This is a genomic window from Streptomyces sp. ME02-8801-2C (genome assembly GCF_033793965.1).
In the GTDB taxonomy this organism is placed as follows: domain Bacteria; phylum Actinomycetota; class Actinomycetes; order Streptomycetales; family Streptomycetaceae; genus Streptomyces.
Window position 1 is genome coordinate 187,986 of the sequence record NZ_JARAXP010000011.1, and the last position, 23,092, is coordinate 211,077.

19 protein-coding genes are annotated in these 23,092 nt (G+C 70.1%); 6 read left to right on the forward strand and 13 right to left on the reverse strand.

Annotation, left to right across the window (positions count from 1 at the left end; translation table 11 throughout):
• Position 1 precedes the first annotated feature (1 nt).
• The 3 genes from PV396_RS31860 to PV396_RS31870 all read right to left on the reverse strand — a co-directional run bounded on the left by PV396_RS31860 (position 2) and on the right by PV396_RS31870 (position 2,764).
• A complete protein-coding gene (locus tag PV396_RS31860) occupies positions 2-1,252 on the reverse strand; it encodes a DUF4032 domain-containing protein (RefSeq protein ID WP_319210510.1) in 1,251 nt (416 codons plus the stop codon).
• 54 nt (positions 1,253-1,306) lie between these two features.
• The gene (locus PV396_RS31865; RefSeq protein ID WP_319210512.1) at positions 1,307-2,047 is read right to left on the reverse strand and encodes an MBL fold metallo-hydrolase; all 741 of its coding nucleotides are present in this window, start codon (positions 2,045-2,047) and stop codon (positions 1,307-1,309) included.
• A gap of 90 nt (positions 2,048-2,137) precedes the next feature.
• Positions 2,138-2,764: an alpha-ketoglutarate-dependent dioxygenase AlkB gene (locus PV396_RS31870; RefSeq protein WP_319210514.1), complete on the reverse strand. Its 627-nt coding sequence runs from the start codon at positions 2,762-2,764 to the stop codon at positions 2,138-2,140.
• A gap of 127 nt (positions 2,765-2,891) precedes the next feature.
• Here PV396_RS31870 and PV396_RS31875 point away from each other — a divergent pair, with 127 nt between their 5' ends.
• Positions 2,892-3,533 carry a TetR/AcrR family transcriptional regulator gene (locus PV396_RS31875; protein ID WP_319210516.1) on the forward strand — a complete coding sequence of 214 codons (642 nt, stop codon included), beginning with the start codon at positions 2,892-2,894 and terminating at the stop codon, positions 3,531-3,533.
• Between the two features lie 18 nt (positions 3,534-3,551).
• The gene (locus PV396_RS31880) at positions 3,552-5,225 is read left to right on the forward strand and encodes an FAD-binding dehydrogenase (protein WP_319210517.1); all 1,674 of its coding nucleotides are present in this window, start codon (positions 3,552-3,554) and stop codon (positions 5,223-5,225) included.
• A gap of 21 nt (positions 5,226-5,246) precedes the next feature.
• On the opposite strand, the gene PV396_RS31885 is transcribed toward PV396_RS31880, so the two are convergent.
• Positions 5,247-5,618, reverse strand: coding sequence for a DUF488 domain-containing protein (locus PV396_RS31885; RefSeq protein WP_319210519.1), 372 nt, complete (start codon positions 5,616-5,618; stop codon positions 5,247-5,249).
• 159 nt (positions 5,619-5,777) lie between these two features.
• Here PV396_RS31885 and PV396_RS31890 point away from each other — a divergent pair, with 159 nt between their 5' ends.
• Entirely contained in the window at positions 5,778-7,202 is a 1,425-nt protein-coding gene (locus PV396_RS31890) for a M1 family metallopeptidase (RefSeq protein ID WP_319210521.1), read from the forward strand.
• 52 nt (positions 7,203-7,254) lie between these two features.
• On the opposite strand, the gene PV396_RS31895 is transcribed toward PV396_RS31890, so the two are convergent.
• Positions 7,255-8,472, reverse strand: coding sequence for a saccharopine dehydrogenase family protein (locus PV396_RS31895; RefSeq protein ID WP_319210523.1), 1,218 nt, complete (start codon positions 8,470-8,472; stop codon positions 7,255-7,257).
• A 123-nt stretch (positions 8,473-8,595) separates the two neighbouring features.
• On the opposite strand from PV396_RS31895, the gene PV396_RS31900 reads away from it, so the two are divergent.
• Positions 8,596-9,327, forward strand: coding sequence for a TetR/AcrR family transcriptional regulator (locus PV396_RS31900; protein WP_319210525.1), 732 nt, complete (start codon positions 8,596-8,598; stop codon positions 9,325-9,327).
• 33 nt (positions 9,328-9,360) lie between these two features.
• On the forward strand, positions 9,361-10,689 hold the full coding sequence (locus tag PV396_RS31905; RefSeq protein WP_319210527.1) for an MFS transporter: 1,329 nt from the start codon (positions 9,361-9,363) through the stop codon (positions 10,687-10,689).
• 14 nt (positions 10,690-10,703) lie between these two features.
• Here the strand turns inward: PV396_RS31905 and PV396_RS31910 are convergent, their stop codons facing one another.
• The 8 genes from PV396_RS31910 to PV396_RS31945 form a co-directional block, all read right to left on the reverse strand.
• Positions 10,704-11,159 (reverse strand): cyclic nucleotide-binding domain-containing protein, encoded by a 456-nt coding sequence (locus PV396_RS31910; RefSeq protein WP_319210529.1) that lies wholly within the window; start codon positions 11,157-11,159, stop codon positions 10,704-10,706.
• Between the two features lie 394 nt (positions 11,160-11,553).
• Positions 11,554-12,447 carry a Gfo/Idh/MocA family oxidoreductase gene (locus PV396_RS31915; protein ID WP_319210531.1) on the reverse strand — a complete coding sequence of 298 codons (894 nt, stop codon included), beginning with the start codon at positions 12,445-12,447 and terminating at the stop codon, positions 11,554-11,556.
• Between the two features lie 112 nt (positions 12,448-12,559).
• Positions 12,560-14,467: an AMP-dependent synthetase/ligase gene (locus tag PV396_RS31920; protein ID WP_319210533.1), complete on the reverse strand. Its 1,908-nt coding sequence runs from the start codon at positions 14,465-14,467 to the stop codon at positions 12,560-12,562.
• A 71-nt stretch (positions 14,468-14,538) separates the two neighbouring features.
• Complete coding sequence (gene glgB / locus PV396_RS31925) at positions 14,539-16,770, reverse strand: 1,4-alpha-glucan branching enzyme (RefSeq protein WP_319210653.1); 2,232 nt, start codon at positions 16,768-16,770, stop codon at positions 14,539-14,541.
• A 35-nt stretch (positions 16,771-16,805) separates the two neighbouring features.
• On the reverse strand, positions 16,806-18,182 hold the full coding sequence (locus PV396_RS31930) for a maltokinase N-terminal cap-like domain-containing protein (protein WP_319210535.1): 1,377 nt from the start codon (positions 18,180-18,182) through the stop codon (positions 16,806-16,808).
• Positions 18,183-18,210: 28 nt separating this feature from the next.
• On the reverse strand, positions 18,211-19,929 hold the full coding sequence (treS, locus tag PV396_RS31935; RefSeq protein WP_319210537.1) for a maltose alpha-D-glucosyltransferase: 1,719 nt from the start codon (positions 19,927-19,929) through the stop codon (positions 18,211-18,213).
• Between the two features lie 4 nt (positions 19,930-19,933).
• The gene (locus PV396_RS31940; protein WP_319210539.1) at positions 19,934-21,922 is read right to left on the reverse strand and encodes an alpha-1,4-glucan--maltose-1-phosphate maltosyltransferase; all 1,989 of its coding nucleotides are present in this window, start codon (positions 21,920-21,922) and stop codon (positions 19,934-19,936) included.
• A 98-nt stretch (positions 21,923-22,020) separates the two neighbouring features.
• Positions 22,021-22,317, reverse strand: coding sequence for a DUF5133 domain-containing protein (locus PV396_RS31945; protein WP_319210541.1), 297 nt, complete (start codon positions 22,315-22,317; stop codon positions 22,021-22,023).
• Positions 22,318-22,577: 260 nt separating this feature from the next.
• On the opposite strand from PV396_RS31945, the gene PV396_RS31950 reads away from it, so the two are divergent.
• Complete coding sequence (locus PV396_RS31950; protein ID WP_319210543.1) at positions 22,578-23,081, forward strand: pep a2; 504 nt, start codon at positions 22,578-22,580, stop codon at positions 23,079-23,081.
• The last annotated feature ends 11 nt before the right edge of the window (positions 23,082-23,092 follow it).

Consider the following 23,092-nt stretch of genomic DNA (forward strand, 5'->3'; position numbering starts at 1 on the left):
CTCAGACGGGCGGCGCGGCCTCGTCCGTCGGCAGGGGCAGCGACTGGCGGGCCTTGGGCAGGATGTTCACGATGTAGTCCTTGACCGCCTCGTCGAGGCCGATGTCGTGCTGCGCGCGCTCGGACAGGTACCAGCGGTGCTCGAGGAGCTGGTGGTAGATCTCGGCCGGGTCCACGTTCCCGCGCAGCTCGCGCGGCACCTCCCGCACGGTCGGCCGGAACACCTCCCGCACCCACCGGTGCGCGAGGACCTCCGGGCTGGCCCCCAGGGGGTCGCCGGGCTCGTAGTCGTCCTGGGTGGCCATCCAGCTCTCCAGGTCGCTCAGCAGCCGCCGCGCCTGGTTCTCCTCGGTGTCGAGCCCGGTCAGCCGCAGCAGCTGCCGCTGATGGTGCCCGGCGTCGACGACCTTCGGTACAAAGGTCACCGTGTCGCCGTTCGAGGAGTGCTCGATCTGCATCTCGGCCACGTCGAAGCCGAGCTCGTTGAGGCGCCGGATGCGGCGCTCGATGTAGTGGTACTTGCCCGCCGGGTAGACGGAGGTGCGGGTCAGCTCCTGCCACAGCCGCTGGTAGCGGGCGCAGATCTCCATGCCGAACTCGATCGGGTCGACGGAGGGGTGCAGTGCGCCGGACGCCTCCAGGTCCAGCAGCTCACCGCTGATGTTCACGCGGGCGAGATCGAGGTCGTACTCGCGCTGGCCGTCGCTGAGCTGCGGGTGCAGATCGCCCGTCTCGGCGTCCACCAGGTATGCGGCGTACGCGCCCGCGTCCCGCCGGAAGAGCGTGTTGGACAGGGAGCAGTCGCCCCAGGCGAACCCGGCGAGATGGAGCCGCACCAGCAGGACCGCCAGCGCGTCCATCAGCCGGTGCATGGTGGCCGGGCGCATCGTCGTCTCGAACATCGAGCGGTACGGCATGGAGCCGCCCAGGTGGCGGGTGATCAGTACCGGCTCCAGGGCGCCGCCGTTGCCGTCGGCGCGCCCGGTGACGACGGCCAGGGGGTCGACGGCCGGGATGCGGAGCCGGTCCAGGTCCCGCAGCAGCTCGTACTCGCGCAGGGCCGGGCGTTCCGCCAGTTCCTTGACCGCTATGACCTCTTCCCCGGCACGCGCGTAGCGCACGACGTGCCGGGAGATACCGCGCGGCAGCGGAACGAGGTAGCGGTCGGGCCACTCCTCCAGCGGGAGGTGCCACGGCAGCTCGAGCAGGAGTGCGGGGTGCTCGGGGTTGGTGGCGCTGATCTGCAATGCCATGGCTCGACCGTTCTCGTTCCGCAGGTGATCGTCAGCCCACTCTAGAACGCCTGGTCAATGGGCCCGCTCCCGCGCCTGCCCGGCCGCCTCCCGCACGCTGCCGTGGTGCACGGGCCCATGGCCGGGCAGGACGACGTCGGCGGTGAGCTTCTCCAGCAGGTCCAGCGAGGCCACTGCACGCGCGCGCTCGCGGTGGAACATGTCGGGCAGCAGTTGCGGGCCCTTGAGCCGGGAGGTCGGGTGCCCGCTGACGAGGGCGTCGCCGGTGACCACGACACCGGCGTCCGGGAGGTGGAAGGCGCAGTGTCCGTCGGTGTGCCCGGGGGTGTGGACGGGGACCGGCCCGCCCGGCAGGTCGAGTGCCTCCGGGAACGGCTGCGGCTCGCTGACCGGCACCTGCGCGGTACCGCCGGAGCGGATCGCGTGCACCGCCCAGGGGAGCACACCAGGCCGCCACCCGTTCCTGAGCACGTCCCCGACGCTCACCTGGTGCAGGAAGTCCCGGCGCGCGTGCGGCACTTCGGCCTCGTGCGTCAGCACCGGCGTGCCGTACGTCGAGCGCAGGTACTCGGCCGAGCCGATGTGGTCGTTGTGTGCGTGGGTGACGAGTATCGCCGCCACCGCCTCCGGCGAACTCCCCACCTGTGCCAGCGAGTCGAGCACCAGTTCCCGGTCGCCGGGGTAGCCGGTGTCGATCAGTGTGGTGGCATCCCCCTCGGTGAGGATCACCCAGTTGGTGTTGCTTCCGTGTACGAGGTAAATGCCATCGGCGACTTGCTGGACGTCTGCCCGCATGTTCTTCCCGTTCTGCAGTGCGCTGCCGGATGACGCACAGCAAAGCAGATCGCGAGGGAGCGGCTCACGACAGGGCAGGCCGTCCGGTCTTCACCGAACGCCCTGTGGCCGGAACTGGATGCTGATCCGCGGGCCCGTGGTCCGTGTGCTCTTGGGAATGGCGTGCTCCCAGGTCCGCTGGCAGGAGCCGCCCATGACGATCAGGTCGCCGTGTCCGAGCGGACGCCGCAGTGTCTCGCCGCCGTGCACCGGCCGCAGCAGAAGATCGCGCGGTGTGCCGACGGACAGGATGGCGACCATGGTGTCCTCACGTGCGCCGCGCCCGGTCCGGTCCCCGTGCCAGGCGACGCTGTCCCGCCCGTCCCGGTAGTGGCACAGCCCGGCCGTGGCGAACGGTTCCCCGAGTTCGGCGGCGTAGTGCGCGCAGAGCGCGTCGCGCGCCTCGGCCAGCACCGGGTGCGGCAGCGGGTCCCCGACGCCGTAGTGGGCCAGCAGCCGGGGGACGTCCACGACGTGGTCGTACATCGTGCGGCGCTCGGCCCGCCACGGAACCTCGGCCGCCAGTAGTTCGAACAGGGCGTCGGCCCCGTGGAGCCAGCCGGGGAGCTCGTCGATCCAGGCGCCGTCGGTCAGTGGAGTACGGCGCATTTCGGCCAGTGGGCCGAGCCGGATCTCGTCGGTCTGGTCGAAGAGAGAGCCTTGGAGATGCGCGGTCATGGCATCAGCCTACTCCCGCATTCGAATGTACGTTCCTATTTGATGAGTGGCGCGATATCGCCCGCCGGAACCTCTTTGGATACATCGATGTATCGGATACATTTCTGTATCGAACGGAGGGCCGGACATGGCGGTCGAGGGAACGACGGGGCGCGTGACCAAGCGACGCGTGCGGACACGGGCCAATCTGCTGGAGGCCGCGTTCGCGGTGTTCGCCGCGAAGGGCTTCGGGCGGGTCTCGATCGAAGAGGTCTGCGAGGCGGCCGGCTACAGCAGAGGCGCGTTCTACTCGAACTTCGACAGCCTCGACGAGCTGTTCTTCGCCCTCTACGGGGAGCGCGCCGCCCTGATCGCCGAACAGGTCGCGGGGGCGCTCGCCCTGGACGGCCCGGATCTCGACGTGCCCGCGGCCGTCGACCGGGTCACCGAGGTCCTGCTGCTCGACCATGACTGGCTGCTGGTCAAGACCGACTTCCTGGTCCACGCGGCCCGGATCCCGGCCCTCGCCCAGACCCTCCTGGAACACCGTGAGCGGCTGCGTCGGGCCGTCGCGGACCGGCTCGCCCGGGCCACCGGACACACGGAACTGCCCGCCGTACTCGGCGACACCGAGGGCGCCGCCCACGCGGTGATCGCCGCGTATGACGGGGTCACGACCCAACTGCTGCTGGACAGGGACGTCGAGCACGCGCGTGCGTGGCTGAAGCAGCTACTCACCGCACTGCTGACCGACGGCCATGACAACCCGGCCGCGCACAGCGGCGGATGAGAAAGGACAACGGTCGCCATGGATGCGGACGTCATCGTCGTCGGAGCCGGCCTCGCCGGACTGGTAGCGGCCCACGAGCTGACCAGCAAGGGCCGCCGGGTCGCACTGGTCGACCAGGAGAACGCCGCGAACCTCGGCGGACAGGCCTTCTGGTCCTTCGGCGGGCTGTTCCTCGTCGACTCACCGGAGCAAAGACGCCTCGGCATCAAGGACTCCTTCGACCTCGCGTGGAGCGACTGGCAGGGCAGCGCCCAGTTCGACCGCGTCGACGACGAGGACTCCTGGGCGGTGAAATGGGCGCGCGCCTACGTCGAGTTCGCGGCCGGGGAGAAGCGGTCCTGGCTCGCCGGTCACGGCATCTCGTTCCTGCCGACGGTCGGCTGGGCCGAGCGCGGCGACCTGCGCGCCCACGGACACGGCAACTCCGTGCCCCGCTTCCACGTCTCCTGGGGCACGGGCACCGGGGTCGTCGAACCGTTCGTGCTCAGCGCCAAGCAGGCCTCCCGCGCCGGACTGCTGACCTTCTACCACCGTCACCAGGTCGACGAGCTCGTCGTCACGGAGGGCGCCGTGCGCGGCGTACGCGGCACGCTCCTCGCAGAGGACACCTCGCCGCGTGGAGTGGCGTCCAACCGGGACCGGGTCGGCGACTTCGAACTCACCGCCCAGGCCGTGATCGTCACCACCGGCGGCATCGGCGCCAACCATGACATCGTGCGCCGGTACTGGCCCGAGCGGCTCGGCACGGCACCGGCCGAGATGGTCACGGGCGTACCGGCCTACGTCGACGGGCGGATGCTCGACATCAGCGCCGAGGCAGGCGTGCGACTGGTCAACCGCGACCGCATGTGGCACTACACCGAGGGCATCCAGAACTGGAACTCGATCTGGCCCGGCCACGGCATCCGCATCCTGCCCGGCCCGTCCTCCATGTGGTTCGACGCGCTCGGCCGCCGCCTGCCCGACCCCTGCCTGCCCGGGTACGACACCCTCGGCACCCTCAAGTACCTGCGCACCACCGAGGACATCGCCGAGTACGACCACTCCTGGTTCATCCTCACCCAGCGGATGATCGAGAAGGAGTTCGCGCTGTCGGGCTCCGAACAGAACCCCGACATCACCGCCAAGAACCGCAAGGAGTTCCTCAAGGAGCGCATCCTCGGCAAGGGCGCCCCGGGTCCGGTGGCCGACTTCGTGAAGCACGGCGCGGACTTCGTGGTCGCCGGCAGCCTCGACCAACTCATCGGCAAGATGAACGAGTTGACCGACAAGCCGCTGCTCGACGCGGACCGGGTACGCCGTCAGATCGAGGCCCGCGACCTCCAGATCGCCAACCCCTACAGCAAGGACGCCCAGGTCCAGGGCATCCGCAACTCCCGCCGCTACATCGGCGACCGGCTCGGCCGCACCGCCGTCCCGCACCGCATCCTCGACCCCGAGGCCGGCCCGCTCATCGGCGTCAAGCTCCACACCCTCACCCGCAAGACCCTCGGCGGCATCCAGACGGACCTCGACTCACGCGCGCTGGGCGCGGACGGCGATCCGGTGGAGGGGCTGTACGCGGCCGGCGAGGTCGCGGGCTTCGGCGGCGGAGGCGTCCACGGCTACAACGCACTCGAGGGCACCTTCCTCGGCGGCTGCCTCTTCTCGGGCCGCGCGGCCGGGCGGGCGGCGGCACGGGCGACCGCCTGAAACTCTCAGCACCTCACGAGGTCAGTGCCTTCCCCCGGACGTCAGCAGTTCGGCCAGCACTGAGGCGTGACTCTGCGCGGGGGACCTGGTGGCGGTGATGAGCGTCACCGGTCCCTCGCCGGCCAGAGCGCGCAGCGCGTCCAGACGCTCCACCGCGTCGGGCTCGGCCAGCTCTGCCTTGTAACGGCGCCGGAACTCCTTCTCGGCGTCGGGGGTGTCCTCCTGGGCGTGGTGCCAGCGGCGCAGCTCGGTCGACGGCGTGATGGCCTTCGGCCACTCGTCGACGTGCGCCGCCTCCTTGGACAGACCGCGCGGCCACAGCCGGTCGACCAGGACGCGGGTGCCGTCCTCCGGCTCAGGAGGTTCGTAGACACGGCGGACACGGACGGTCACGAGCGGCCTCCCGGGTGGTCGCGTGGATACCTGACCGAAAGAATGATGTGCCCGGTCGCGAGGGCTCGCAACCTGGCCACAAGGAGGAGGAATTCGCGCGGAGACGCCTCTAGGGTGAAAACCCTGAAGACGATCAGAACCCATCCCGTAGGAGCTCGCGTGAGACGCCCCAGGAAGTACTCAGGCAGACCCACCGCCGTTCTCCGTCGTGACGCCGTCGTCGCGACCGTACCCGTCGCTCTCGCCGCCCTCCTGGCCGCCGCCGGCCCCGCGGGAGCCGCGACGACAGGCACCTCCGGTGTCGGGGACCCGTACTTCCCGCTGTCCGGAAACGGCGGCTACCACGTCGGCCACTACGACCTGCACCTCCGTTACGACCCCACCAGCCGCCGCCTCGACGGCAGGGCCGTGCTCACCGTCCGCGCCACCCAGAAACTGACCCGCTTCAACCTCGACCTCAGCGGACTGAAGGTCACCGCGCTCACCGTCGACCGCGTCAACGCGAACTTCCGGCGCTCCGGGCAGGAACTGATCGTCAGCCCGCGCCGCGCCCTGAACAAGAACCAGACGTTCCAGGTCGCCGTGAGCTACACGGGCGTGCCCAAGGCGGTCATCGACCCGGACGGCTCGAAGGACGGCTGGATCACCACCGACGACGGGGCGTTCGTCGCCGGCGAGCCACAGGGCTCCATGAGCTGGTTCCCCGGCAACAACCACCCCAAGGACAAGGCCTCCTACGACTTCACGATCACCGTCCCCCAGGGGCGCACCGCCGTCGCCAACGGCGTCCTGCTGAGCCAACGGACAGTGGGCGGCAAGACCACCTTCCGCTGGCGCCAGACGGAGCCGATGGCCTCCTACCTGGCCACGGCGACGGTCGGGAAGTTCAAGGTCGAGCAGTACACCACCCGCGGCGGCATCAAGGTCTACAACGCCGTCGATCCGCGCGAGGCCTCCGCCGCCGCGCCCGTGCTGAAGAAGCTGCCGTCCGTCCTGGACTGGGAGGCCAAGCTCTTCGGCCCCTACCCGTTCCGCGCCGCCGGAGCCATCGTCGACCGCGCCCCGCAGGTCGGCTTCGCGCTGGAGACGCAGACCCGTCCCGTGTACGACCAGGCACCCGACCTGAGCACCCTCGTCCACGAGAGCGCACACCAGTGGTTCGGCGACTCCGTCGCCCTCACCAGCTGGAAGGACATCTGGCTCAACGAGGGCTTCGCCACCTACGCGGAGTGGCTGTACGCGGAACAGCACGGCGGACCGAGCGCCCAGAAGACCTTCGACGGCCTGTACGCCACGGCCAAGAACGACGACCTGTGGTCCTTCCCGCCCGCCAACCCGGGCAGCGGCGCGAACATCTTCGGCAGGCCCGTCTACGACCGCGGTGCCATGGCGCTGCACAAGCTCCGCAAGGCGGTCGGTGACCCGGCGTTCTTCAAGATCCTGCGCACCTGGGCCACCCAGCACCGGGGCGGGCACGGTACGACCGCCCAGTTCACCGCCCTCGCCGAGCGCATCTCCGGCAAGGAGCTGGACACACTGTTCCGGACGTGGATCGGCACGAAGGGCAAGCCCTCCGCGCCGTAGGGCGCCCCGGCGTCACACCCCGCTCCCCGGGTTCCGGCCCGGGGAGCGCGTCTCACTGCTCGCGCATGCCCCACGGTGAGCCGTACGCCGTCAGCAGGTCCAGGAAGGGGCGGGCCGGGAACGCCTCCGGGCCCAGGACACCCCTACCGGACCAGGCGCTGGTGGCGACGAGTTCCAGGGCGACGACCGGATTGACGGCCGTCTGCCACACCACCGCCTGGGAGCCGTACTCCGCCATGGACCACTGGTTGTCGACCACGTGGTACAGGTACACCTCGCGCGGTGCCCCGTCCTTCGTGCCCTTGACCCAGGTCCCCGCGCACGTCTTGCCGTGCATCCGGTCGCCCAGCGTCGCCGGGTCGGGCAGACAGGCGGCGACGACGTCCCGGGGCGACACGGCGACCGGGCCTGCGGCGCCTGGGACGGTCACGGGGTCGGTGCGGTCCAGGCCGAGCAGGTGCAGCGTCCTGAGGGTCTGGATGAACTCCTCGCCCAGGCCGTACTTGAAGGTGACGCGGCGCGCGTCGATCCAGCGCGGCACGAGCAGCACCTCCTCGTGCTCGACGTTCACGCACTCCACCGGCCCGATGCCCTCGGGGAAGTCGAACACCTCCGGCTCACTGAAGGGCGGTGTGGTGTACCAGCCCCGGCCCGTCTCGTAGACGACCGGCGGGTTCAGACACTCCTCGATCGTCGTCCAGATACTGAAGGACGGCGCGAAGTCGTAGCCGTCCACGGTGAGGTTCGCCCCGTCCCGGATGCCGATCTCCTCGATCTCGTCGAAGAGTTCGTCGGCCGCGTACCGGGCGAACACATCGGACATGCCCGGCTCCACACCCATGCCGACCAGCGCCAGCGCGCCCGCCTTCGCCCACTCGTCCGCCGCCGCGAACTGTTCGTCCCCGAGCTTGACCCCGCACTCCTCGTACGGCCGCTCGGCGTGCGGGCGCGACAGGGACATCGCCATGTCCAGATAGGTGACCCCGGCGGCGCGGGCCGCACGGAACAGCGGCATGACAAAGCGCGGGTCGGTCGCGTTGAGCAGGACATCGCACCCGTGCCGGGCCAGCAGGTCCGCCACCGCCGCCTCGTCGGACGCGTCAACCCGCTCCGCCACGAACCGGCCATCGGCATCGAGCGCGGCCACCGCGGCCTCGGCGCGCACGGGGTCGTAGTCGGCCACCACCATCAGGTCGAAGAAGGACCGCCTGGCGGCGATCCGGGTGATCGCGGTCCCCACACCGCCGGCTCCGACGAGCAGCACACGCATGGCAGAACTCCCTTTTGTGAGGTTCGTAAAGATTCCGACGCCGTTGTCCGCCGATCCAACGCCTTGCCTTGATCTAAGGTCAATGGCGTTGGCATAAGAACCGAGCGGATCGAAGGGATCGCCGTGCCGAAGCAGGTAGTGCCGGAGGAGAAGCGACGGCGTCGCCGTCCCACCAGGAGCGGCACGGTCTTGTCCGAGCGGCTGATCGTCGACACCGCCCTGCGCATGCTCCGCGAGCACGGCAGCACCGGCCTCACCGCCCGCCGCCTGGGCCTGGCCCTGGACGCCGACCCCAGTACCCTCTACCGCTACTTCCGCGGCATGGACGACCTGACCCTCGCCATCGGCGACGCGCTCATCGGGCAGGCGCTCCAAGGCTGGCGGCCCACGGGGGAGTGGCAGGCCGACCTGCGCGCCATCGGGCTGCGCATCCACGCCGTGTATGTCGGCCATCCCCAGGCCGCGGTCCTGACCGCCAGCCGCGTCACGGGGCGCGCCAACGAACTGGCCGCCGACGAGGCCATCCTCGACGTCCTGCGCACGGCCGGTTTCCCGCTGCCGGAGACGGTACGGATCTACCACGCCTTCATCGACCAGACGCTGGCCTTCGCCGCCCTCGACGCCGCCTCCCTGGCCCTGCCGCGGGCCAGCCTCACCGCCGACGAGGACATGTGGCGTTCGACCTACGCCCGCCTGCCCCGCAGCACCCACCCCCGGATCGCCGAGGCGGCCCCGCTGCTCGCCGCCCGCATGGTCGCCAGCGCCTATCCGACGGCCCTCGACATGCTGCTGGACAGCGCCGCCCGGACGCTCGCCGCAGAAGGTCCCGGAAGGATCTGTGATATTGAAAGCTGAGCCGATTGGCTGTAACCAGCAGCCAGGACACCCGTGGACCCCAGCAACAGCAGCACCGGCAACGACTCGGACCCCCAGCCGACCGAGCCCCCGGACGAGCCCAGTGCCGAGCCCACGGCCGAGTCCCGCCCGGGCCGGCGCCGCTGGGCCATGGACACCCGACCCCTGCGCCGCCCCGCCTACCGTCGCCTGTGGACGTCGACCGCCGTCACCGCCGTCGGCAGCCAGCTCACCGCCGTCGCCGTGCCCAAGCAGATCTACGACATCACCCAGTCCTCCGCCTGGGTGGGCTACGCGAGCCTCGCCGGGCTCCTGCCCCTCGTCGTGTTCGCCCTGTGGGGCGGCGCCGTCGCCGACAGCATGGACCGCCGCAAGCTGCTGCTGATCACCAACACCGGCATCGCCGTCACCTCGCTGCTGTTCTGGATCCAGGCCCTCGTCGGCCTGGACTCGGTGGCGACCCTGATGATCCTTCTCGCCCTCCAGCAGGCCTTCTTCGGCCTGAACTCACCGGCCCGCAGCGCCGTAGTCGCCCAACTGGTCCCCGAGGAGGAACTGGCCGCCGCCAACGCCCTGGGAATGACCGTCATGCACACCGGCCTGGTCGCGGGACCGCTGCTCGCCGGCACCCTCATACCCGTCGTCGGCCTCGCCGAGCTGTACCTCATCGACGCGCTCGCCCTGTGCGTCACCCTGTGGTCCGTCGTACGGCTGCCCTCGCTGCCGCCGGGACCAGAGGCCTCCCGGAAGGCGGGCGCACGGGAGATCGTGGCCGGATTCCGCTACATCGCCCTGCACAAGGTGCTCCTGCTGTCCTTCCTCGCGGACATCGTCGCCATGGTCTTCGGTATGCCCCGGGCCCTCTTCCCGCAGCTGGCCGCCCAGACGTACGCCCCGTACGGGGAGGGATTCGCCCTCGGCCTGCTGTTCGCGGCGATCCCCGTGGGCGCGGTGCTCGGCGGTCTGTTCTCCGGCACGTTCTCGCGGGCGCGCCGGCACGGCTGGATGGTGATCGGCGCGGTCGTCGCCTGGGGGCTGGCGATCACGGGATTCGGGCTGAGCACCAGCCTGTGGGTGGCGGCGGCGTTCCTGGTCGTCGCGGGGGTCGCCGACATGGTCTCCGGTGTCTTCCGGATGGCGATCCTGCTGTCGGCGGTGACCGACGAGATGCGCGGCCGGATGCAGGGCGTCTTCACAGTGGTCGTCGTGGGCGGACCCCGCCTGGCCGACCTTCTGCACGGCACCACCGCATCCGCCCTCGGACCGCGTACCGCCGTCGCCGGGGGCGGACTCCTGGTCGTCGCCGTCACCCTGGTCCTCACGGCCGCGATGCCGGCACTGCGCCGCTACCGCGTCCGATGACCGGCCCGGGACTCCTACCCCGGCCCCCGCTTGTGCAGCGAGAAGTGCTCCATCAGCCGGCCCCGGGTCAGCTCCAGCCGATGCGCGAGGATCTCGGCGATGACCCGCACCAGTTGCATCCCGAGGGCCGGGTCCTGTTCGCAGAGCTCGAGCACCGCCGCGGCGTCGAACTCGTAGGCGCGTACGGGGCTGAAGGCCTCGGCGCCGAAGTCCCACTCATGGGGCGGGAAGAGCCAGGACCAGCCGAGCAGATCGCCCGCACCGAGACTGGCCACCGTCACCCGCTGCACCGGCGTCACCTGCTGCACCAGGGAGACCGCCCCGGAGCGGACCACCCAGAACCGGTCGGCGGTGCCGCCCGCCTCGAAGATCGTGCAGTCCTCCGGGAAGGACACCTCTGTCGCGAGCGCCAGCAGACGCTCACGCCGGTGCGGGGGAAGGGCGGTCAGCAGCTTCGTCGCTTTGGTCATGAGCAGGGCTCCTCGCCGGCGATCTGGAGGGAAGTCGTCCGCCATGGCAGCGCACTACCCGGTTCCGGTGGCTCCCCTACACCCATTTCAGCCGTTGCGGACGCGGCGAGCACCTCGGCGGCAGGCATGAATTCGCTTTTTTGGCACAAGAAGGCCCTGGCTGGACGGGGGAGACCAGCCAGGGCCGTAGGTGGTGGCACGCGGAGGGCGGTCGCCTCGCGGCGAAAGGCTCCATGGGGCTTCAGCCGAACGATCTTCCCCATGGGCTATAGGTGAGGCCCGGGGACACTGTCCCCTCCGCAGCCACGTAGACAAGAACGGCCGGCCCCGCCGGGATGTTCCGGCTCGACCCCGGAGCCGGTCGTGATCCACGTCACGTCCGGTCGCGGGGTGCTCAGCCCTCGGACACCTGCGCCATCAGCGTCTGCAGATGCAGCCCCCGACGGGCGTCGAGCTCACCGGCGACACCGCTGCGTACAGCGGTCGCGAACTCGCGGCGCAGTACCGGCCAGGTCTCCTCATGGTCGAGTTCCGCGCTGTCGAACACCAACTCCGGCCCGGAACCGAAGAGTTCGACGCGGGCGGAGCCCTGTGCCACGTTCACGGAACCGGACAGTGAGGCCTGGCTGACCGCGCCGTTCTCGTGCTCACAGGTGAGTTCGATCCAGCGGCGCGGATCTCCCGTGCCGCGCACCCGCGTGATCGGCCCCACGGAGGCGTCGAGGAGGTCGAGGACGTGCGGCCCCAGATCGAGCAGCGCGCCCTGTTCCAGCCGCCAGGGGCTGGCGAACGCGCCGCCGAGGAAGGCACCGCTCAGAAAAGCCGCCCGAGCGCCGAACACGTCCGCCTCACTCGCCGCCGCCAGGAACCGGCGCGTCTCGGGGTGGAAGCGGTTCGTCAGGGTCACCTGGGAGGCGACCCCCGCCTCGCCGATCGCGTCCACCAGCTGTCGGGCCGCCGCCAGATCCTGGGCGATGGGCTTCTCCAGCAGCAGCGCCTTGCCCGCCTTCGCGGCGCGCAGGGCGAGCTCGGCCTGTACGGCGGGCGGCACGGCGAACGCCACCGCCTCGCAGGAGTCGAGCAGTTCCTCGAACCGGGCGGCGACCGGGGCGCCGTACGGTGCCGCCGTCTCCTGTGCGGCCTCCGGGCGGCGTGCCCAGACCCCGGCGAGTTCGGTCTCGGGCCCGGCGGCCAGCATGCGTGCGTACACCCACTGCGCCCAGGGTCCGGCGCCGACGAGCCCGACCTTGACGGGCGCCTGCGCCCACGGTGCGGCGGTACTGGTCACTGCAGGTCCAATCCGTACAGGGGAGGCCGATACGGAGATCACTCTGCGGGCCCGTCCGCCGTACCGTCAACCATGGTCAGTGCCGGGTTTGCGCCGGGTACGCGCCGTGCGCTCAGCGGAACACGTTGTCCGCGTCGTCCCAGTGCGCGAGTTCCTCCGCCGCCGGGTCGGGACGCGGGGAGCGTGTCCTGGCCTGGTACATCGCGTCGATCTCGAAGGCGAAGTGCCGAACGATCGCGTCCCGGCACAGCTTCATCGAGGGGGTCAGCAGGCCGTTGCTGAGGTCGAAGGGTTCCGCGAGGACACGGAACACCCGGATCGACTCGGAGCGCGACACCGTGCTGTTGGCGGCGGCGACCGCCCGTCCGATCTCCTCCCGCAGGGCGTTCTCCTCCCGCGCCTGGCGGTGCGGTGTGTCCTCCTGGAGGGCCAGAGAGGCGCGCCAGTGCGCCAGGAAATCCGGGTCGAGGGTGATCAGGGCACCCACGCACGGCCGGTTGTCACCCACGATCACCGCCTGGTGCACCAGCGGATGCATCCGCAACCGCTGCTCCAGGGCGGCCGGGGCGACACTCTTGCCGCTGCTGGTGATGATGATGTCCTTCTTGCGCCCGGTGATCGTCAGATACCCCTCCTGGTCCAGCCGCCCGATGTCCCCGGTGGCCAGCCAGCCGCCCCGCAGCGCCGCCCGGGTGTCGGCGTCGTCGTTCACATAACCCTGGAAGACGGAGGCGCCGTACACGAGGATCTCGCCGTCATCGGCGACCCGGATCTCCGTGCCCGGCAGCGGCTGCCCGACCGTCCCGAACTTCTCGCGGCCCACGGGCTGCGCGGTGACACCACCGCCGGTCTCGGTGAGGCCGTAGCCGTCGTGGACGGGGATACCGATACCCGCGTAGAACAGGGCGAGTTCGCGGTTGAGGGGCGAGCCGCCAGAGACCGCGCCGCAGACCCGCCCGCCCAGAGCGGCCCGGAGTTTGCGGTACACCGTCCGCTCGTAGAGGGCGTGCTGGAGCCGCAGGTCGAAGCCGGGCCCGGAGCCGGTGCCCAGCCGCTGCCGTTCGACAGCCGTCGCGAAGTCCCGCGCGGTGCCGACGGCCCGCTCGAACAGGCTGCCCCGGCCGGCTTTCTGGGCGGCGCGCAGAAAGTTCTTGTAGATCTTCTCGAACACCGACGGGACCGCGTACAGATACGTCGGCCTGAACGAGAGCAGCGCCGCCGACAGCGCCTCGCCGGCCAGATCGGGCTCGTGCCCCATCAGCATGCCGCCGCGCAGACACAGGCCCTGGATCATCAGGCCGTACACGTGCGAGAACGGCAGGAAGGCGAGGACCGTGGGCTGTTCGCCGGGCGGTGCCGCCGTGTGCCGCCAGCCCGCGAGGAGGGTGTCGCACGGACTGGCCAGGTTGCGGTGGCTCAGGGCGCAGCCCCGGGGATGCCCGGTCGTGCCGGAGGTGTAGGCGATCACCGCGGCCGAGTCCGGCAGCACGATCCGGCGCAGCGAGTCGACCGTGGTCATCGGCACCGACCGACCCAGCTCCACGAGGTGGGGCAGAGCACCGTCGTCCAGCTGCCACACGTTGCGCAGCAGGGGCAGCGAAGTGCACACCGAGCCGACGGTCATCAGACCCTGCTCGTCCTCCACGACGATCGCGCTGCACTGCGAGTCGGCGAGGATCCAGGCGACCTGGTCGCGCGAGGACGTCGGATAGATCGGCACGACTTCCGCGCCCACCGTCCACAGCGCGTAGCAGAGCACCGTCCACTCATAGCGGGTGCGGGCCATGATGGCCACGCGGTGGCCCGGCGAGATGCCGGAGGCGATGAACCCCTTGGCCAGGTCGACGACCTCGTCCCGCAGTTCGGCGGCTGTCACCCGCGTCCAGAGCTGCTTGGCCGGGTCGATGCGGCGCGCGATCTGCGGCAGGTTCGGTTCGCGCAGCGCCGTGTCGAACACGCTGTCGGCGAGACCGCCCGTCAGCGGTGCGGTGGTGGGGGGAGCGAGGGCGAAGTCGCGCATGCGCTGCTCCTGGATCGTACTGACTGTGACCGCGCCGACGAGTGGAGTTATCGACGGTGAACGAATGTAGCTCAGGTCACGGCCTTTGTTGTCGGGAACTGTGAAGTGTTTTTCCCGCGGACCTTCGACGAAGGAGCCAGCCACACCGTCGCGAGCGGCGGCAGGGTCAGCAGAAGGCCCGACGACCTGGGCTTCAACGTCCCGGAGTTGAGGATGTCGCTACCGCCGTAGCGGGCGGCATCGGTGTTGAGGACCTCCTGCCAGGCGGGGACCGAGCCGGGAACGTCGAGGCGGTAGTCGTGCCGGACCACCGGCGAGAAGTTGCTGACCGCCAACAGGGGCGCTCCCTGCGCGTCGTGGCGCAGGAACGCGAAGACGTTGTCCTCGGCGGCGTCCCCGGCCACCCAGCGGAAACCGGCGGGGTCGGTGTCCCGCTCCCAGAGGGCGGGGGTGCGCCGGTAGACGGTGTTGAGGTCGCGGACGAGGTCGCGGACGCCCCGGTGGTCGGGCTCGGCGGCGTACTCGGTGTCCAGCAGCCACCAGTGGGGGCCCTCCGCCTCGGACCACTCCGCTCCCTGGGCGAACTCCTGCCCCATGAAGAGGAGTTGCTTGCCGGGGTGGGCCCACATGAAACCGAGATACGCGCGGTGGTTCGCCCGTTGCTGCCACCAGTCGCCCGGCATCTTCGACACCAACGACCGCTTGCCGTGGACGACTTCGTCGTGGGAGATCGGCAGGACGTAGTTCTCGCTGTACGCGTACACCATGGAGAACGTCATCTCGTGATGGTGGTACTTGCGATGGACCGGCTCATGGCACACATAGCCGAGCGAGTCGTGCATCCAGCCCATGTTCCACTTCAGGCCGAAACCGAGCCCGCCGCTGTCGGTGGGCCGGGTCACCCCGTCCCACGCCGTGGACTCCTCGGCGATCGTCATGACCCCGGGGACCCGCCGGTACACGGTGGCGTTCATCTCCTGGAGGAAGGCGACCGCGTCGAGATCCTCCCGCCCGCCGAACACGTTCGGCGTCCACTGCCCCGAGTCGCGCGAGTAGTCGAGGTAGAGCATCGAGGCGACCGCGTCCACCCGCAGCCCGTCGAGATGGAATTCCTCGCACCAGTACACGGCGTTGGCGACCAGGAAGTTGCGCACCTCGGTGCGCCCGAGGTCGAACTCGTACGTCCCCCAGTCCGGGTGCTCGGCTCGCCGTGAGTCCCCGGGCTCGTACAGGGACGTCCCGTCGAACCGGGCCAACGCCCAGTCGTCCTTGGGGAAATGCGCCGGCACCCAGTCCAACAGGACACCGACACCGGCCCGGTGCAGCGCGTCGACCAGATACCGGAAGTCGTCGGGAGAACCCAGCCGGGCGGTCGGGGCGTAGTAGGAGGTGACCTGGTACCCCCAGGACGGGCCGAAGGGATGCTCGGCGACCGGCATGAGCTGCACATGGGTGAAGCCCAGATCGGCGACATACGCCGGGAGTTCGTCGGCGAGCTGACGAAACGTCAGTCCTGGTCGCCAGGACGGCAGATGGACCTCGTACACGGAGAACGGCTCCTCGTGCACGGCTGATCCGTTCCGGCGCGCGAGCCACTCCTCGTCGCCCCACTCGTAGTGGGAGGCGGTGACGACCGACGCCGTCGCGGGTGGCACCTCGGTGCGCCGGGCCATCGGGTCCGCTTTCATGACCCGGCCGCCGTCCCTGCCCACGACCTCGAACTTGTACCGCTCGCCCTCACCCACACCCGGCACGAACAGCTCCCACACCCCGGCCGCGCCGAGGGAGCGCATCGGGTGGGCCGTTCCGTCCCAGCAGGTGAAGTCCCCTGCCACCCTGACCCCTTGCGCGTTCGGCGCCCAGACGGTGAAGCGGGTGCCGGTCACGCCCTGGTGGGTCATCGGCTGGGCGCCCAGCGCCTTCCACAGCTCCTCGTGCCGGCCCTCCCGGATGAGATGCAGATCCAGCTCGCCGAGCGCGGGCAGGAAACGGTACGGATCCTCGATCTCCGACTCGCCGTCCTCGTACGAGACCAGCAACGTGTAGTCGGGCATCGCGGGACCGGACAGGCCGAAGGGGAGCAGGCCGCTGAAGAACCCGTCACCGTCGTCGTCGAGCCTGCTCGGCCGCCCGTCGACGAGCACGGTCACCCCACGCGCGTACGGGCGCAGCGCACGGACGACGACGCCGCCCGGCCCGGGATGCGCGCCGAGCACCGCGTGCGGATCGTGATGGGTGCCGCAGAGCAGCCGCTGCCTGTCGCCGGGCTCCCACAGGCCGTCGGGCCTGCCCAGGGACGGCATGTCGGAGAGTGAGGGATCGTGCAGGGCCACAGCTGTCAGCCTCCTCGGACGGAGAGTCGCTCGATCGCCGCCATGGGGACGGGGAGCCAGTCGGGGCGGTGCCGGGCCTCGTAGACGACCTCGTACACGGCCCGGTCGGTCTCGTACGCGCGCAGCAGCCCAGGGTCGCGGCGCGGGTCCCACCCGGCCCGGGCGGCATACCCCGCGCAGTAGGCCTCGCGGCAGCGCGACGCCCACTCGGGGTGCCACGGCAGGCGCGTGCGGGCGGCGTAGTCGAAGGAGCGCAGCATGCCCGCGATGTCCCGCACCGGGGACTGGGCACTGCGGCGCTCGGCGAGCGGGCGGGACGGCTCGCCCTCGAAGTCGATCACGAACCAGTCGCCGCCGGTCCCGCCGGTGCGCAGCACCTGCCCGAGGTGCAGATCGCCGTGGACGCGCTGTGCGGCCGGACCCGCGTCGAGCCCGGCCAGGCTGTCGAACGCGGCCCGCAGCCCCGGGGCGTACGGCCGCAACGCCGGTACGCAGTGCACGGCGGCGTCGAGTCGCTCGGCCATCGCCGCCGCCGTGCGCCGGCTGTGCCGCGTGTCGCGGGCGTCGTCGGGGAACGCGGTCGCGAGGGCCAGGTGTACGTCGGCGGTGGCCCGGCCCAACTCGTAGGCCTCGTCGGTGAACGGGTGTCCCGCGGCGAGGGCGCGCAGGGCCAGCGTCCAGCCGTCGGCGGCGCCGGGCAGGTAGGGCTGGAGGACCCCGAGGGTCGCGTCCTGCGGCAGATCGGTGCGGAACCAGGCTGCTGGGGCGGGCACACGGGCGCAGCCCTGCCGGGCGAGGGCGGCGGGCACCTCGAGGTCGGGATGGACACCTGGCTGGACGCGCCGGAGCACCTTCAGGATGAACGCGTCGCCGTACACGAGCGAGGAGTTGGACTGTTCGACGTCGAGGAGGCGCGGGGTGAGTCCGGCGGGCACGCCGATACCGGGGTCGGCCTCGAAGCGCAGGGGGCCGGCTGTTCCGGGGTGCCGCAGGCGCTCGAGGAGCAGGCCCGCCGCCCGGGGGTCGCGCAGGGCGTCGTAGATCAGCAGCCCGGCCAGGGGTCCCTCGTCCGCGCGGCCGATGAGGGCCCGGCCCAGCCGCGGCGCCGGGCGATCCCTTACGCCGAGGAGCAGTTGGTAGCAGTCGCCGGGCGGGGGAGGGCCGCCGGGGGTGGGGACGGCCGTGTGACCGGTACGGACGAGCAGGTGCAGACAGCCCGGAAACAACTCGGTCATCGACAGCAGACCCAGGTCGTTGACGGGCCGGTCCTTGCCCGCGAACCAGCGCTGCTGGGGCAGCCACTCGCGCAGGAGACCGCCGAGCGAGGTCAACGGCTCGGCGAGGGCCGTCCCGCTCGGGCGAAGAGACGCGGTCTTCGGCATGGTGACGCTCCTTTCCCGGGGCACACACTCACGGTCGTCGGGCAGTGCGCGGGGCTGGTCTGGTGAGCCGGAACCAGTAGAAGCCGTGGCCGGCGAGGGTGAGGAGGTAGGGGAGTTCGCCGATGGCGGGGAAGCGGACTCCGCCGATGAGTTCGACGGGGTGTGCGCCGTTGAACGCCTGCAGGTCCAGTTCGGTGGGCTGGGCGAAGCGGGAGAAGTTGTGGACGCACAGGACGAGGTCGTCCTTGTACTCGCGCAGGAAGGCGATGACGGCGGGGTTGGTGGAGGGGAGTTCGGTGTAGGAGCCGAGGCCGAAGGCGGGGTTCTGTTTCCGGATCTCGATCATGCGCCGGGTCCAGTGCAGGAGCGAGGACGGGGACGACATGGAGGCTTCGACGTTGGTGACCTGGTAGCCGTAGACGGGGTCCATGATCGTGGGCAGGAAGAGGCGGCCGGGGTCGCTGGAGGAGAAGCCGGCGTTGCGGTCCGGGGTCCACTGCATGGGGGTGCGGACGGCGTCGCGGTCGCCGAGCCAGATGTTGTCGCCCATGCCGATCTCGTCGCCGTAGTAGAGGATCGGGCTGCCGGGGAGGGACAGGAGCAGGGCGGTGAACAGTTCGATCTGGTTGCGGTCGTTGTCGAGGAGGGGGGCGAGGCGGCGGCGGATGCCGATGTTGGCGCGCATGCGGGGGTCTTTGGCGTATTCGGCCCACATGTAGTCGCGTTCCTCGTCGGTGACCATTTCCAGGGTCAGCTCGTCGTGGTTGCGCAGGAAGATGCCCCACTGGCAGTTGTTGGGGATGGCGGGGGTCTTCGCGAGGATTTCCGAGACCGGGTAGCGCGATTCACGGCGGACGGCCATGAAGATGCGGGGCATGACGGGGAAGTGGAACGCCATGTGGCATTCGTCGCCGCCGCTTTGGAAGTCGCCGAAGTAGTCGACGACGTCCTCGGGCCACTGGTTCGCCTCCGCCAGCAACACCGTGTCCGGGTAGTGGGTGTCGATCTCCTTGCGCACGTGCTTGAGGAATTCATGCGTGCGCGGCAGGTTCTCGCAGTTGGTTCCTTCCTCCTGGTAGAGGTAGGGGACCGCGTCGAGTCGGAAGCCGTCGATTCCCAGGTCCAGCCAGAATCGGAGAGCCGCCAGAATCTCTTCCTGGACCGCCGGGTTCTCGTAGTTGAGGTCCGGCTGGTGGGAGAAGAAGCGGTGCCAGTAGTACTCCTTGCGCACCGGGTCGAAGGTCCAGTTGGAGGCCTCGGTGTCGACGAAGATGATCCGGGCGTCCTGGTACTGGTCGTCCTTCTTGGCCCAGACGTAGTAGTCGCCGTAGGGGCCTTCGGGGTCGTTTCTGGACTCCTGAAACCAAGGATGTTCGTCGCTGGTGTGGTTCATGACGAAGTCGATGACGACGCGCATGCCGCGTTGGTGGGCGGCGTCGACGAATTCGACGAAGTCGGCGAGGTCGCCGAACTCGGGGAGGACGGCGGTGTAGTCGGAGACGTCGTAACCGCCGTCGCGCAGGGGTGATGTGAAGAAGGGGGGCAGCCAGAGGCAGTCGACGCCGAGCCACTGGAGGTAGTCGAGTTTGGCGGTGAGGCCTTTGAGGTCGCCGACTCCGTCACCGTTGCTGTCCTGGAAGGAGCGGACGAGGACCTCGTAGAAGACGGCGCGTTTGAACCACTCGGGGTCCCGGTCCTTGGCGGGAGTGTCCTCGAAGGTGTCCGGCACAGGCTCATTGACGGTCACGTTGTTACTGGCCTCCAGTCGAATACCGCAGCAGATGCAATACGTGCGCGGGTGCCCTCCCCGGCTCCAGACGTACGTAGTTGGAGCGGCCCCAGTGATAGGTCTCGCCGCTCAACTCGTCATGCACCGTGACGGAACACGGTTCGTCGTTCCGCTGGTCCAGGCCGAGTTGCGGCATGTCCAACGAGACCGTCGCCTCCTGGGTGTGGTGCGGGTCGAGATTCACGACCACCAGAACGGTGTCCTCGCCGGTGCGCTTGCTGTAAGCGATCACCGCGTCGTTGTCGGTCCGGTGGAAGTGCAGATTCCTGAGCCGGTGCAAGGCGGGATGGTCGCGCCTGATCCCGTTGAGAGCGGTGATGAGCGGGGCGATCGACTGCCCGTTCTGCTCGGCCGATTCCCAGTCCCTGGGCCTGAGTTGGTATTTCTCGGAGTCCAGGTATTCTTCGCTGCCCTCGCGCAGCGGGGTGTTCTCGCACAGTTCGTAGCCGCTGTAGATCCCCCAGGTCGGGGACAGCGTCGCGGCCAGCACGGCACGCGCCTCGAACGCCGGACGGCCGCCGTGCTGAAGGTACTCGTGCAGGATGTCCGGGGTGTTGACGAAGAAATTCGGCCGCATGTACGCGGCTGCCTCACCCGACAGTTCGGTGAGGTACTCGGTGAGTTCGGCTTTGGTGGTGCGCCAGGTGAAATAGGTGTACGACTGCTGGAACCCGGCCTGCGCCAGCGCGTGCATCATCGCCGGGCGGGTGAAGGCCTCCGCGAGGAAGATGACGTCCGGGTCGGTGCGGTTGATGTCCGCGATCACCTGCTCCCAGAACACGACCGGTTTGGTGTGCGGGTTGTCGACCCGGAAGATCCGCACACCATGGGACATCCAGTGCCGCAGCACCCGCGTCGTCTCCGCGACGAGACCGGGCAGGTCCGCGTCGAAGGCGATGGGATAGATGTCCTGGTACTTCTTCGGCGGGTTCTCCGCGTACGCGATCGTCCCGTCGGGGCGGTGATGGAACCACTGCGGGTACTTCTGCACCCAGGGATGATCCGGCGAACACTGCAACGCGAAGTCGAGGGCCACTTCCAGCCCGTGCCGGCCCGCCTCCGCCACGAAGAACTGGAAATCCTCCAGGGTGCCGAGATCCGGATGGACGGCGTCATGGCCGCCGGCCTCCGACCCGATCGCCCACGGCACCCCCACATCCTCCGCCGACGCGGACAGCGTGTTGTTGGGGCCCTTGCGGAAGGTGTGCCCGATCGGATGGATCGGCGGCAGATACAGCACGTCGAAACCCATCGCCGCGATCGCCGGCAACCGCCGCACCGCCGTCCGGAACGTCCCGTGCGGCTGCTCCGGCGTACCCTCCGAACGCGGGAAGAACTCGTACCACGCCCCGTACAGCGCCCGCTCCCGCTCCACCACCAGCGCCAACGCCTCACTCGACGTCACCAGCTCACGCAGCGGATACCGGCGCAGCACCTCGTCCACGGCCGGCGTCAGCGCCGGCGCGAGCCGAGCCGTGACCGGGAGCGAGTCGTCGCCCAGGGCTCGTGCGGCGGCCAGCACGGCGGCTCGGCCCGCCCGCTTCGGTACGCCGGCGGCGGCACGCTCGTACAGCAGCGCGCCCTCCTCCAGCACCAGCCCGACGTCGATCCCGGCCGGGATCTTGATGCCGGCGTGGTGCCGCCAGGTGCTGACCGGGTCGCCCCACGCCTCCACCCGGTAGGTCCAGTGGCCCACCGCGTCCGGGGTGACATCCGCGCCCCAGCGGTCGGTGCCCGGGGCGAGTTCACGCATCGGTGTCCAGGGGCCCGGGCGGCCCTTCGGGTCGCACAGCACGACGTTCGCGCCGACCGCGTCATGGCCCTCGCGGAAGACCGTCGCGGTGACCTGGAAGGTCTCTCCCGCGGCGGCCTTGGCCGGGCTTCTGCCGCTCTCGACGGCCGGGCGCACATCCCGCACCGGGATACGGCCGCTGGCCGGACTCGGGCTCATGGGGCTCACCTCTGCCGTGGTCTGGGTAAAAACCGGGGACGGGGGATCGGGGAATGCGGCCGGGGACGGGGGCGGCGGACGGTGCCGTCCGGCCTCGGCTATCCCCCTGCCGTGGAACGCTGGACGGCCTGGGGAGCGTGTCCGGTGAATCGGTCCGCGTGGCGCCATCCGGCCTGTTCCCGCAGGTAGGCGACCAGGCTGGTGCGCAGATAGCGCTCGGCGGCGTGTACGGCCTCTCGTGCGCAGCGCTTCCCCATCAGCACGCACAGGGTGTAGCCCGAGTCCTCGAAACTGTCCCGAGCCGAACGGTCGGACGGGGCCGCGAGAGTGACGCGCTCCCACGTCCGGTACCGGTTCAGCTGTTTGGCGACCTCGGCTTTGGCGGGCAACAGCATGGCGCTGGTCCCCTTCCTGGTGACTGAACGGCCTGGTGGCCGAACGGCTTCTACAGCGAGACCTTCACTCATGGTGCATGCGCGACGACCAAGCGTCCTGTTGGATCTTCAACGACTGTGCGGGCTGCTCGTGTTGCACGAATGGACTAGTGCTCCCACTCTGGAGCTGACTCAGAAGCGAACAGTGCTCACGCTCCGCGTTCGGGCCCGGTCCCGGGCCGCGTGGAAAGCCGTGAGTCCGCCGTGAGGAGCCAACGACGATGAAGACCGCAGAGCCCTGCTACTACCACCTCGACGTGGAGGTCTGTCCCGAACGGGTCGGTCAGGTGGGCCGCATCCTGGCCGCCCACCTCCGGCTCTGGGATCTGGAGCACCTCGTCGGGCCCGTATGTCACGGCGCCGAGGCGCTGCTGCGCGCCATCGACGAGCACGCGTCCGACAAGAACGCCGTGGTCGAGATGTGGTGGAACGGCCAGCACATCATCACCGCCATCGGCGAGAACGACACCGGCCCGCATCTCGACCAGGAACTCGGCAGCTGCCTGGCGCGGATCGCCGCGGAGAGCGACGGCTGGGGTTGCTGCGCCACGGACACGGGTGCCAAGGTCATCTGGTTCTCGCGCCGGGCCCGCTCCTGCGAAGGCGTCCCCCTGATCCCGTCCCCGCCCCCGCCGACCCTGCCGGAGCGCCGACGGGCACCCCGACCGCTCCCGGCCTTCGCCGGCACGGAGAGCAGGGGCTCGGACGTTCTCACGAACGCGTAGGGGCACCCATC

What these genes read in the sequence shown, in the direction of transcription:
- PV396_RS31860 (WP_319210510.1), bottom strand. Translation starts at nt 1,252, where the DNA reads ATGGCATTGCAGATCAGCGCCACCAACCCCGAGCACCCCGCACTCCTG.
- PV396_RS31865 (WP_319210512.1), bottom strand. Translation starts at nt 2,047, where the DNA reads ATGCGGGCAGACGTCCAGCAAGTCGCCGATGGCATTTACCTCGTACAC.
- PV396_RS31870 (WP_319210514.1), bottom strand. Translation starts at nt 2,764, where the DNA reads ATGACCGCGCATCTCCAAGGCTCTCTCTTCGACCAGACCGACGAGATC.
- PV396_RS31875 (WP_319210516.1), top strand. Translation starts at nt 2,892, where the DNA reads ATGGCGGTCGAGGGAACGACGGGGCGCGTGACCAAGCGACGCGTGCGG.
- PV396_RS31880 (WP_319210517.1), top strand. Translation starts at nt 3,552, where the DNA reads ATGGATGCGGACGTCATCGTCGTCGGAGCCGGCCTCGCCGGACTGGTA.
- PV396_RS31895 (WP_319210523.1), bottom strand. Translation starts at nt 8,472, where the DNA reads ATGCGTGTGCTGCTCGTCGGAGCCGGCGGTGTGGGGACCGCGATCACC.
- PV396_RS31910 (WP_319210529.1), bottom strand. Translation starts at nt 11,159, where the DNA reads ATGACCAAAGCGACGAAGCTGCTGACCGCCCTTCCCCCGCACCGGCGT.
- PV396_RS31920 (WP_319210533.1), bottom strand. Translation starts at nt 14,467, where the DNA reads ATGCGCGACTTCGCCCTCGCTCCCCCCACCACCGCACCGCTGACGGGC.
- glgB (WP_319210653.1), bottom strand. Translation starts at nt 16,770, where the DNA reads ATGCCGTCCCTGGGCAGGCCCGACGGCCTGTGGGAGCCCGGCGACAGG.
- PV396_RS31930 (WP_319210535.1), bottom strand. Translation starts at nt 18,182, where the DNA reads ATGCCGAAGACCGCGTCTCTTCGCCCGAGCGGGACGGCCCTCGCCGAG.
- PV396_RS31940 (WP_319210539.1), bottom strand. Translation starts at nt 21,922, where the DNA reads ATGAGCCCGAGTCCGGCCAGCGGCCGTATCCCGGTGCGGGATGTGCGC.
- PV396_RS31945 (WP_319210541.1), bottom strand. Translation starts at nt 22,317, where the DNA reads ATGCTGTTGCCCGCCAAAGCCGAGGTCGCCAAACAGCTGAACCGGTAC.
- PV396_RS31950 (WP_319210543.1), top strand. Translation starts at nt 22,578, where the DNA reads ATGAAGACCGCAGAGCCCTGCTACTACCACCTCGACGTGGAGGTCTGT.